The sequence below is a fragment of the Capnocytophaga cynodegmi genome (assembly GCF_002302475.1).
In the GTDB taxonomy this organism is placed as follows: domain Bacteria; phylum Bacteroidota; class Bacteroidia; order Flavobacteriales; family Flavobacteriaceae; genus Capnocytophaga; species Capnocytophaga cynodegmi.
Window position 1 is genome coordinate 1,189,454 of sequence record NZ_CP022378.1, and the last position, 11,795, is coordinate 1,201,248.

Here is an 11,795-nt window from a genome sequence, read left to right on the forward strand (position 1 = left end):
AAAGATTTCTATTTTATGAATTTTGCAATCATATTTTTGATATAATTGATTTACTATGTTATCTTTGACCTCAAATTATTTTTACAAAATATTGATTTTACTTAACTTATGATAGAAGACAAAAACCAACAGCGAACAAATTTGAGTGACTTGGGTGAGTTTGGGCTAATTTCGCACCTGACAAAAAACTTTGAAATTAAAAATTCATCTACATTAAAAGGAGTTGGAGATGATGCTGCTGTAATTGATTTCAAAACAAAAAAAGCTGTTATTTCTACCGATTTACTAATCGAGGGAATTCATTTTGATTTGAGTTATGTTCCTCTGAAACATTTGGGTTACAAATCTGTGGTGGTAAATTTGTCAGACATTTTTGCGATGAATGCAAAAGCCACACAAATTACGGTTTCCATTGCTGTATCCAATCGTTTTCCACTGGAGGCGTTGGAAGAACTCTACGAAGGCATTCGCCTTGCTTGTGAAATTTACAAAGTGGATTTGGTAGGAGGTGATACAACTTCATCTACACGAGGGCTTATCATCTCAGTTACAGCCATTGGCGAAGCAGAAAGTGATGAAATTGTATATCGTGATGGAGCTAAAGAAAACGACCTCATTGTAGTTACGGGCGATTTGGGAGGTGCTTATCTTGGGCTGCAAGTTTTAGAAAGAGAAAAGGCTGTTTTTCAGGTAAATCCAAACTCTCAACCTGACTTGGATATGTATTCCTATATTATTGAACGTCAGCTTAAACCAGAGGCAAGGAAAGATATTCCTCCTTTGCTCAGAGAATTAGGTGTTCTACCTACATCAATGATGGATATCAGTGATGGTTTATCGTCTGAAATTTTGCATATTTGCGAACAATCTGGAGTGGGTTGCCGTCTGTTTGAAGATAAAATTCCACTTGATCCACAAGTAATTAGCACCTGCGAAGAATTTAATCTGGATAGTACAACCATCGCCCTGAGTGGTGGTGAAGATTACGAGCTTTTGTTTACCATCTCACAAAAAGATTATGACAAAATTAAAGGTAATCCTAATCTTTCAGTTATCGGATATATTACAAACAAAGAACAAGGAAGATATTTGGTAACTCGTTCAGGAGAAGCGGTTGAAATCATCGCAAAAGGCTGGAACGCATTGAAATAAATGATACAAACTGCCCTTTATCTAACATACATTTACTATCGGAAGTTTTTTGTTAAAGGAGATTTACTCGCTGTAAGTCTCCTTCTGGGTGGTGTTTTATTTTCTCTATTCGCTATCTTTCAGAATTATGCAGATTATTACTTTTTGCTATTTATTTTTCTTTTAGGAACTGTATCTCATCATTTGCAAAGAAAAGATATTCAACTTCTGAAGAATTATACAAATCACAGGAAAATACTATTTACCGAATATTGCATCGAAAATTTCCTGATTTTATTTGTCTTTTTATTAAAAACAGATTTCAGAAATCTTATTATATATCTGTTTTGTATCGTTATTATTACATTCTTACCACAAAAAACGCAAAAAGCAAGATATCCTTTTGTGATTTTTGATCCTCAATGGCATATCAGTTTTCGAAAATACAAACTTGTAATATTTTTCCCTTTATCTTTCATATTGATTTGGATAGGATATAGCTATAAAAATGAAAATTTGGGCATTTTTTCACTACTTTTAGCGAGTTTCATATGTACAATACCTTATTTTGAACGCGAATTACAAGCTCACATTGTCATTTCAAATTACTTAGGAAAAAATTATCTGTGGAAAATTATAAAAACTGGATTTTTAAACTTTCTCATATTTTTTCTACCCATTTTCATAACTTTTTTAATCGTATTTCAATCATTTTCATATGTTTGGTCTTTTCCAATATTCTTTTTACTTCCTCTTGTGGGAATTTTAACCAAATATGCTTTTTTTGAAAGTCCTATAATACAAAGTTTAGTATTTTTTGCCGTAGTAGCAGGGACACCGTATGGAATTCCTTTGCTCCATTATAAGTCTGTACAATCTATAAAAAAAATGCAATATGCTAACCATCAATATCAACGATAAAAAATATAGTTCAAAAGTCATCTTACAAGACATCAAACTAGAAATTTCCAAAAATGGGCTTTACGGATTTGTCGGAAAAAACGGCTCTGGAAAGACAACTTTTTTCAAATGCATTAGCCACTTAACTGATTTTCAGGGTGAAATTTCATATAAAAACGAAATACTATTACCACAGCAAATCGCTTTTCTTCCTACAGAACCGTTTCTCTATGAGCATCTTACTGTGGGAGAATTTTATGATTTTTTCCAAAAACTAATTAAAATCAAGCAACGACAAAATTTCATTTTTGATACAGACAAAAATCTTTTAGTGAAAGAATTATCAACAGGAATGCGAAAAAAAGTATACTTTAACGCTGTTTTTCAAAAAGAGTATGACTTGTACATTTTTGATGAACCTTTCAACGGATTGGACTTGGAATCTGTATTTTCCATCAAGAAACTTTTGATAACGTTGGCTAAAAATCATATTGTTTTCATCTCCTCTCATATTTTGGAAACATTGAAGAGTTGTGACAAAATCTATCTGTTGCAAAATCATTCATTGACTTCCTTTGAAAATCATCAGTTGGAGGAATTAACTTCTTTTCTTATGAAGGATACCTTTTAATTTTGCTATATACTCAAATAAAACTTCACAATCAATTTCATAAACACTTGGTAGTTTTTTGATAAATTTCTATACTTTTGCACTCAAAATTTTGATTTTTCATCTACTTAAATGGAACTCTCCTCTATTGATATAACGCTACAAACCCTACCCGATTCACCAGGAATTTATCAATTTTACGATAAAAACAACACAATTTTGTATGTAGGAAAGGCAAGAAATCTCAAAAAAAGAGTGTCTTCCTACTTTCAAAAGCAACACGAATCGGGAAAAACACGACTTTTGGTCAAAAAAATAGCCCGAATTGAACATATTGTAGTCGCTACAGAAAGTGATGCACTACTTTTGGAGAATAACCTTATCAAAAAATACCAACCACGATACAATATTTTGTTAAAAGACGACAAAAGTTACCCGTGGATATGTGTCAAGAAAGAATGTTTCCCGCGAATTTTCCAAACACGACGCGTGATTAAAGATGGTTCACTTTATTTCGGTCCCTACACCAGCATAAAAACCGTTCGCACCTTATTGGAGCTCATCAAAGAATTGTATCCGTTGCGAAATTGCTCGTATGATTTATCTATACAAAATATTGAAAATCAGAAATTTAAAGTATGTTTGGAATATCATATCAAAAATTGTAAAGGAGCTTGTGAAGGACTACAAACCGAAGCGGATTACAACCAAAATATTGCCGAAATTATTGAGATTCTGAAAGGAAACTTTAAAGATGTTTTAAAACGATTTCGGGCTGAAATGATCACTTTGGCAAACGAATTACGTTTTGAAGAAGCACAGCAAATCAAAGAAAAAATTGATATTTTAGAAAATTATCAAGCAAAATCAACCATCGTAAGCTCAAAAATCAATAATGTTGATGTATTTTCAATAGTTTCAGACGAAGAATTTGGCTACGTAAACTTTTTGCAGGTGGCTTACGGGGCAGTTGTTCGGGCTCATACCATCGAAATAAAAAAAAAATTGGAAGAAACCGACCGAGAACTTCTCGAATTAGCCATTGTGGACATTCGGGAACAATTTTTTTCTAATTCCAAAGAAATTATTGTTCCTTTTGAAGTAACTTTATCCGAAAATTTACACTTAACCATTCCGAAATTGGGAGAAAAACATCAATTGTTGGAACTTTCATTACGAAACGCAAAACTTTTCCGACAAGAACGCTTCAAACAAGTAAAAATCACTGACCCTGAACGACATACAAATCGAATTTTATCACAAATCCAACGCGATTTACATCTTTCTGTGCCTCCCATTCACATTGAATGTTTCGACAACTCTAACATACAGGGAACCAATCCGGTAGCAGCTTGTGTGGTTTTTAAAAATGCGAAGCCGAGTAAAAAGGATTATCGTCATTTTAACATCAAAACGGTAGAAGGACCTAATGATTTTGCCTCGATGGAAGAAGTTGTTTATCGGCGTTACAAGCGCCTGTTGGAAGAAGAACAATCACTGCCTCAACTTATTATCATCGATGGTGGAAAAGGACAGCTTTCATCGGCATTAAAGGCTTTGGACGATTTGAATTTGAGGGGGAAAATAGCTATCATCGGGATTGCCAAACGCTTGGAAGAGATTTATTTTCCAGAGGATAGCATTCCGCTGTATTTGGATAAAAAATCGGAAACGTTGAAGGTTATCCAACAACTTCGTAATGAAGCACATCGTTTTGGGATTACTTTCCACCGACAAAAGCGAAGCAAGGCTGCTATCGTTTCGGAATTGGATAATATTGAAGGCATTGGAGAAAAAACCAAAGAGACTTTATTGAAGCATTTCAAATCCGTAAAACGTATCCGCGAAGCCAACCTTGAGGAACTTGAAAACATAGCAGGATATCGCGGAAAAAAGGTTTTTGAGTATTTTCATTCTAAATTACCCTGATGTTTTTCACACAAATGATATTATTCTGTTATATTTAGTCACAAAAATATATAAAATCATTGAAACATATTACAAAATATTGATTGTAACAAAAAATATCCTACCTTTGCAACATTGTTATAGAAAATTTTGAATACAAAAACAATTAAAAGAATTTATTATTGAAATTCCATTGAGTTGCGGTTATTCATTACAATATTAAAATTACTTTTTCCTATTTTTTACATTATTTTCTAGTACAAAAATAAGTCAGAGAACCTGAAACAGTGACTCTAAATTTGTAATCAGGATTACCAAAATAATTTAATAACAAAAACAAAATTTCAATGAGAGAAAAAGTTTTAACGTTGTTTGTGTTTTTGATGGGAGTTTTCTCTTACTCATTGTTAGCACAAACTTCATCAGTAAAAGGAGTTGTTACTGATTCAGAGGGAGTTCCTCTTCCTGGAGTGAGTGTTGTTGTTAAGAACAGTAGTCGCGGTATTTCAACAGATTTTGACGGAAATTTTGAAATACGTGCTGAACAAGGAGATGTTCTCGTCTTCAGTTCTTTGGGATTTGCAACACAGGAAAAAACTGTAGGAAAGGACAAATCGAAAACAATGAAAGTAATCCTGCAAGAAGAAGCACAAGCCATTGAAGAAGTGGTGGTAGTAGGATATGGTTCTGGAAGAAAAGTAGGAACTATAGTAGGTTCGGTAGCCAAAGTTGGAGGTAAAGAATTATCTCAACGACCTTCAGGTAATGCTGTGGATGCTCTACAAGGAAAAGTCGCTGGTTTGCAGATTTTTACATCATCAGGAGAACCATCTGCTCTTTCATCGATAAGATTACACGGTGTTGGATCTTTGGGATCAAGTAGTTCTCCCCTTTTTGTTGTGGATGGAGTTCCTGTTTCTCAAGAAGCTGTACGTTCTCTGAATCAATCTGATTTTGAAAGTGTTTCAATTCTTAAAGATGCCTCAGCAACTTCAATATATGGTTCAAGAGCTGCCAATGGGGTAGTTTATATCACCACTAAGAGAGGAAAAACAGGTAAAGGTGAAATAATGCTCAGTACGCAATACGGCTTCTCAAACTTAGCAAACAGAGAATTTTTTGACAATATGATGAATGCTGATGAGTTATCTAAGTTTTGGGTAGAAACTGGATATAGAACACAGAAGCAGGTGGATGAATTACGTGCAAAGTATCCATCAGACACTCGTTGGGACGAGACTTATTTCCAAAAAAATACTCCCACACAACAAGCCGACTTATCTATTTCAGGAGGAACAGATAAAACTCGTTACTACGTTTCAGGAGGGTATTTCAAGCAAAAAGGAATTATGTACCGATCAGGTTTTGAGCGATATACTTTCAGAAGTAATGTTGATACTCGTGTAAATGATTGGATGAAATTAGGAATTAACGCGTCTGTTAACTACTATGATTACATAACTAATGCCTATACGTCTAATGACCCAAATGGAGGATTATCGTTTTTAGCGCCACCTTTCTATTCACCTATTGATGAAAAAGGACAGCGATATGATTATATTCCTGGATGGAATAGATATCATCCGGAATATTTGGCTGAAAAAAATCCCTCTAATTATACAGGATTAGGAGTTATACCTACTGGTTTTATAGAGATTACACCAATAAAAAACTTGACTTTCAAGACGCAGGGAGGTTTCGAGTTTACAAATGGTATCTATAGCTTTAATCGATTACCATCTTATGCTGGAGATCCTAAAAATGGTATAGCTCGCAGACGATCATCTCGTGATTTGAGAAAAACTCTAACCAATACGTTAGAATATAAATTTGATTTATCTAAAAATCACTTTATGGTACTACTAGGACACGAGGTAGTTAGTCAGGACGATCGTTCATTCCAAGCTGAAGGAAGAAAACTGATTGATGATAATTTGTTACTATTAAGGCACTCTACTACTGATAAAGAAATTACAGAAAATAGGTCTTTCAATATTACCGAGTCCATATTCGGGCGCATAGAGTACGATTATGACAGAAAGTACTTCTTTGACTTTTCATTACGTAGAGATGGGTCTTCCAAATTTAGTCCTAACAACAAATATGGAACTTTCTGGGCAGTTGGAGCAATGTGGAAGATGAAAAAAGAAAAATTCTTGTCTGATATATCAGCTATAAATAATTTAGACTTAAAATTTAGTGCTGGTACTTCTGGTAACTCTGCCATTGGAGACTACACTCATCAGGCTCTTACATCAGCGAATCAATATGGAGGAAGTACATCTTGGGCTATAAGAGCTGCAGGAAATCCAAACCTTACTTGGGAAAATCAAGCTAAATACACTTTGAGTGTTGATGCTAGTTTGTTTAATAGAGCTTCATTAAGTTTAGAGTTTTACAACAGAATTACCACAGATATGTTGATGGATATCCCAACAGCCTACACGACTGGTTTTTCTTCCATAAAACAAAATGTTGGAAAACTGCAAAACTTAGGTTTAGGGATGTCTCTTTCTGTTGATGTTTACAAAAATAAGTCGCATAAGGCTCATTTCAGTCCATATGTAACATTTAGTTATAATCGTGAAAAAGTATTGGAAATATTCCAAAATAGGGAAAGTTGGTATCGTTCAGGATACGGATATGGATATGTTGTAGGTCAACCAGTGAAATTTTTCTATCCTGTATTTAAAGGAATTAATTCAGAAAATGGAAATCCGGAGTGGTATCTTCCAAGTGAAAACATTGCTGAAGAAACTCGTGATGAAGCTAGAGTAGCAAATAGCTTTAATTCTGAAAGATTAACGCAAAATACAGGAATTAATAGATATGCTCCAATTAATGGTGGTTTTGGGTTCTCAGCAGCCTACAAAGCCTTATCATTACAGGTGGATTTTTCTTTCTCTCAAGGCAAATATTTGATTAATAATGATCGATATTTTTCTGAAAATCCAACGAGTTTCCAAGGATATAACCAAAGTAAGGTTGTACAAGATTACTGGAAAAAGCCAGGTGATCAGTCTCGCTTTCCTAAGTGGGGAACAAGATTCACAGAGTTCGATACCCGACTTTTGGAAGACGCTTCTTTCATTCGTATGAAGAATGTTACCTTAGCGTATACACTTCCGAACGAAATACTTAAACAAGTAGGTTTCTTCAATGAAATTCGCTTTTATACCACAGGAAGAAACTTGCTTACCTGGACGAAATATACAGGTCCAGACCCTGAGATAGACTCAAATCGTGCTTTAGGGGCAAACCCCAACACAAGACAGTACGTTTTTGGCGTAGAAGTTAAATTTTAAATTCAAAACAATGAAATTATTTAATAAATTACACATACTAATAATAGGATTAGCTACTTTTACAAGTTGTGAAAGTTTAGATCAAGACCCTTATGAAGACTTATCTACAAAATTAGCTTTTAAATCTGTGGAAAATGCAGAATACTGGCGTAATGGGTTTTATCGTAGTCTTAGAAGAGTTAGTTACGGAGATATAATGTTACTTCCCGATGTTCAGTCCGATCTACTAAATGCAACTCTAAATTATGGAAATCGTAAAGGAGACTTGCAAAATTGGAGTTTTAGAACAAATGATTCCGATATTTCTTCCGTGTGGAGTAGCAGGTACTCTGTTTTGAATGATATTAACATATGTATTGAAAAATTCCCTACAATCCCTGTATCCTCCGATAAAGAAAAGGATAAACTTAATCGATTTTTGGGTGAAGCATATGCACTTAGAGCATACTATTTTTTCCAATTAACTGAACGTTTCAGTCCTAAGTATGATGCTTCAAATAAATCCACTGCCAACTTAGGAATACCTTTGGTTACAACTTTTGACATAACTTTACTACCTCCTAGAGCTACTCTAGAAGAAACATACAACCAGATTGAATCGGACATAGACAAAGCAGAGAAGCTGTTGGGAGGAGCAGAAGGAGTTAAAGGTTCTAACTTCTTTACTTTAGATGCAGTAAAGGCACTGAAGGCACGTGTAGCTCTCACAAAAGGGGATTATGCAAAGGCTTATGTAGAAGCAAAAGCTATTGTAGATGCAGGAAAATACCCCCTAGTAAGTACTCAGGAGGCATTACAAAAAATGTGGCATAATGACGAAACTGATGAGACTATTGTTCAATTATTTTCCTCAAAACCTGATGAATTACCATTATTGATGAGAGATTATTTAGTTTACGAAGCTAAAACAAAAAAATACAAACCAGATTATGTTCCTTCTAAATGGGTTGTGGATTTGTACGATGCATCAGATATAAGAAAATCTGTATACTTTAAGAACTTAACAATTGAAACACCAACTGGAAAAGATTATGATGTTACACTGGTATACAAATACCCTGGTAATCCTAATCTGTATTCTGGTTCCCCTTTGGAATATCACTCTCCAAAAATATTTAGAACAGCCGAATTGTATCTAATCGCTTCTGAAGCTGCCTATAAAAATGGAGATGAAGTAAATGCGGTTAAATACTTAAATGATTTGAGACAATCACGAGGACTCTCTGATGTAAAATCTTCCGGTATTAATTTATTCAACGATATAAAAGAAGAAAGACTCAGAGAATTAGCTTTTGAGGGAACTCGACTTAATGATTTAAAACGATGGGAAGAAGGCGTAAAACGTCATAGTCCGCAAGGAACTGAATATTTAGTGGTAAGTCCTAAAGACCAATACTACGAACTTGATAAACCTGCCAATGATTATCGCTTTACATGGCCTATTCCAAACCACGAAATGACAGTAAATCCAAATTTAAAACAAAATGAAGGTTACTAGCTGAAACTGAAAAACCGAGTTGAAATTCAACTCGGTTTTTTTTCAAAAAGGTAGAGAAGTTTTTCACCTCTCATATAAAACTAAAACTATATCCTAATTTTCAAACCAGCAAAAAGCGTTCGAGGAAGTGAAGGACCATAAATGTAAGTTGGGTCACGGTCGATGCCTTTATCAAAGTCTTTTTGGTAATCGTTAAATAAGTTTTTAACACCTGCACTCACTTCCATTGTAAAGAACTTATCAAATCTGAATTCGTAAGAAGTGTTAAGCCCAAAATCAAACATATTTGGTGTAGTTAAAAGCTCGTTTTTGCCCTCGTGTAATGTTTCCATTGAGCCTGTAAACACGGTTGTTAAATTGATAGTCCACTCATCTTTAGGCTTATAGGTTGCTGTCAAATTTCCGTATGCATTTGGCGAACGCAAAAGTTTGTCTGTCTCTGCAAGAACTTTTCCATTTTCATCTTCTGCCACTACTTGATTTTTGTCGTATTTTGAGCTTTGGAAAGTAGCTCCTAATTGGAAAGCAAATTTTGGATTAGGGCTATATTTAAACTCTAAATTCACACCTTTTACAGTGGCTTTATCTCCATTTTGTTTCTCCTTGATATCTAATTCTTTTTCCTTACCAATAGAAGTATACACAAACGGATTGTGCAATCCAGTATAGAATCCTTCAATCATCGCAACAATTTGATGATCTTCGTGTGAGTGGTTGTACTCCAATGAAGCTGTAAAACTATCTGATGTTTCTTTCTTCAAATCTGGGGCTAACTGTACTCGGCGAACTTCTCCTGTGATTAATTCAGAATGAACATCTTCAGAATAAAATAAAGGAGCTCTGAATCCACGAGCGTACGAAGCTCTGGCAATTACTTCATCAGTTACGTTGTACAACAAACTCGCTCTTGGATTAATTGCTGTTACTGATTTTTTTAACAGATTGGAGTTAATATTATCCAAACGCAAACCTGCCAAAACTTTAAAATTTGGAAGAATTTTCCAATCAGCTTGTGTGTACAATCCAAATATTTTTTGGTCTTGATTTACCGCAAGGATATCAGGATTACGTCTAGTTTCTGAAATATCATCGAACTTATATTCCGTTCCTGATGTCCATTGAATACTTCCTTCTCCTACATAGATTTGAGCTGTGTGCTGTCCTCCAACTACCCAAATACTTTCACGAGTAACACCATAATTCAACGCCTCAACATCGTGAGTATTATTCTCAGTATCAAAGGCTCCGTAATAGTTATTTGCTTTGGTTCGTTGTCCACTAGCAAATACTGAAAATTTATGATTGTATGAAGGAGATAAATAATCATAGTTGATATTTCCTCCTACCATATCCGTACGGATGGATTCTGCAATATCTGCCAGATGTTCTGGAAGGTCGAACTTATTACCTCCTCTACGATTTTCATTACCTACATTTAGCTCTCCTTCTAATTTTTTACGAGAATCAAATTCATTGAAAAATTTTGCTCCAACGTTGATATTTCTCAGTCTTGTAAGTTCCGAAAGATCATCGCCATTAGCATCATAAGATTCACGAATACGATTCATTCCATAGAAAGAAATACCTCTTGTAAGATTTTCATTTACAATTGAGCCGTTGAAAGATGATACAATATCTTCAGATTTTCCACCTATTAAAGCTGCTGAAACACCTGCTTGGGCTTCGTTTTTGGTTGGATTTTTAGTAATCACGTTGATAGTTCCCGCAATGGCATTGGCACCAAATAAAGCTGAACCTCCTCCACGAATAACCTCAATTCGGTCAATCATACTTGCTGGAATTTGCTCCAGTCCGTATACACCATTCAATGAACCAAAAATAGGACGACTATCAATCAAAATTTGAGAATACGCTCCTCCTAAACCATTGATTCTCACTTGTGAAAAACCACAATTTTGGCAATTCACCTCAGTTCTTAAACCAGGTTGAAAAACAAGTCCCTCCATAAGGGTTGTTGCCCTTACATTTACCAAATCTTTTTGTCCTGTAACACTTACCAAAACTGGAGCCTCTTTTCTGTTCAATGCTGTTTTAGTAGCTGTTACTACCACTTCATCTATTCCCAAAACGTCTTCTTTCAACTCGAAATTTCTTTCAATAATTTCACCTGATTTGATAGCAATTTTCTCTGTAACAGTAACAAACCCCAATGAAGAAACTCTTAAATTATAATTCCCTTCAGGAACATTTATTTCAAAATTTCCTTTTTTGTCAGAAATTACCCATTTCTTGTGATTTTTATTCTCCAAAACTACAGAAATTAACTCCAAAGGATTTCCGTCAGAAGAAATGTTTCCTTTTAAAGTTCCGTTTTGAGCAAAAGCCTTTATTCCCAAAAACAACAGGAATACAAATAAATAATTTTTCATGAAAATATTTGATTAAATTTTATTGAATAATTTTTTTCGGCAAATCTAAAAAA

7 protein-coding genes are annotated in these 11,795 nt (G+C 34.5%); 6 read left to right on the forward strand and 1 reads right to left on the reverse strand.

Translation table 11 applies throughout. The features are described 5' to 3' along the window. Positions 1–108: 108 nt before the first annotated feature. The 6 genes from thiL (at position 109) to CGC48_RS05345 (ending at position 9,352) form a co-directional block, all read left to right on the forward strand. Positions 109–1,152 (forward strand): thiamine-phosphate kinase, encoded by a 1,044-nt coding sequence (gene thiL, locus CGC48_RS05320; RefSeq protein ID WP_098028750.1) that lies wholly within the window; start codon positions 109–111, stop codon positions 1,150–1,152. Then, positions 1,153–2,052 carry an ABC transporter permease gene (locus tag CGC48_RS05325; protein ID WP_098028751.1) on the forward strand — a complete coding sequence of 300 codons (900 nt, stop codon included), beginning with the start codon at positions 1,153–1,155 and terminating at the stop codon, positions 2,050–2,052. Further along, entirely contained in the window at positions 2,027–2,662 is a 636-nt protein-coding gene (locus CGC48_RS05330) for an ATP-binding cassette domain-containing protein (protein ID WP_098028752.1), read from the forward strand. Before CGC48_RS05325 ends, CGC48_RS05330 begins: the two co-directional genes overlap by 26 nt. Positions 2,663–2,773: 111 nt before the next feature. Further along, on the forward strand, positions 2,774–4,570 hold the full coding sequence (gene uvrC, locus CGC48_RS05335) for an excinuclease ABC subunit UvrC (RefSeq protein ID WP_098028753.1): 1,797 nt from the start codon (positions 2,774–2,776) through the stop codon (positions 4,568–4,570). Between the two features lie 326 nt (positions 4,571–4,896). Continuing rightward, positions 4,897–7,854: a SusC/RagA family TonB-linked outer membrane protein gene (locus CGC48_RS05340; protein ID WP_098028754.1), complete on the forward strand. Its 2,958-nt coding sequence runs from the start codon at positions 4,897–4,899 to the stop codon at positions 7,852–7,854. A 10-nt stretch (positions 7,855–7,864) separates the two neighbouring features. Continuing rightward, the gene (locus CGC48_RS05345) at positions 7,865–9,352 is read left to right on the forward strand and encodes a RagB/SusD family nutrient uptake outer membrane protein (protein WP_098028755.1); all 1,488 of its coding nucleotides are present in this window, start codon (positions 7,865–7,867) and stop codon (positions 9,350–9,352) included. An 86-nt stretch (positions 9,353–9,438) separates the two neighbouring features. Here the strand turns inward: CGC48_RS05345 and CGC48_RS05350 are convergent, their stop codons facing one another. Then, complete coding sequence (locus CGC48_RS05350) at positions 9,439–11,742, reverse strand: TonB-dependent receptor (RefSeq protein WP_098028756.1); 2,304 nt, start codon at positions 11,740–11,742, stop codon at positions 9,439–9,441. Positions 11,743–11,795: the final 53 nt, after the last annotated feature.

Excerpts from the sequence above, each read along its gene's own strand:
- thiL (WP_098028750.1), top strand. The coding sequence starts at position 109 with ATGATAGAAGACAAAAACCAACAGCGAACAAATTTGAGTGACTTGGGT.
- CGC48_RS05325 (WP_098028751.1), top strand. The coding sequence starts at position 1,153 with ATGATACAAACTGCCCTTTATCTAACATACATTTACTATCGGAAGTTT.
- CGC48_RS05330 (WP_098028752.1), top strand. The coding sequence starts at position 2,027 with ATGCTAACCATCAATATCAACGATAAAAAATATAGTTCAAAAGTCATC.
- uvrC (WP_098028753.1), top strand. The coding sequence starts at position 2,774 with ATGGAACTCTCCTCTATTGATATAACGCTACAAACCCTACCCGATTCA.
- CGC48_RS05340 (WP_098028754.1), top strand. The coding sequence starts at position 4,897 with ATGAGAGAAAAAGTTTTAACGTTGTTTGTGTTTTTGATGGGAGTTTTC.
- CGC48_RS05345 (WP_098028755.1), top strand. The coding sequence starts at position 7,865 with ATGAAATTATTTAATAAATTACACATACTAATAATAGGATTAGCTACT.
- CGC48_RS05350 (WP_098028756.1), bottom strand. The coding sequence starts at position 11,742 with ATGAAAAATTATTTATTTGTATTCCTGTTGTTTTTGGGAATAAAGGCT.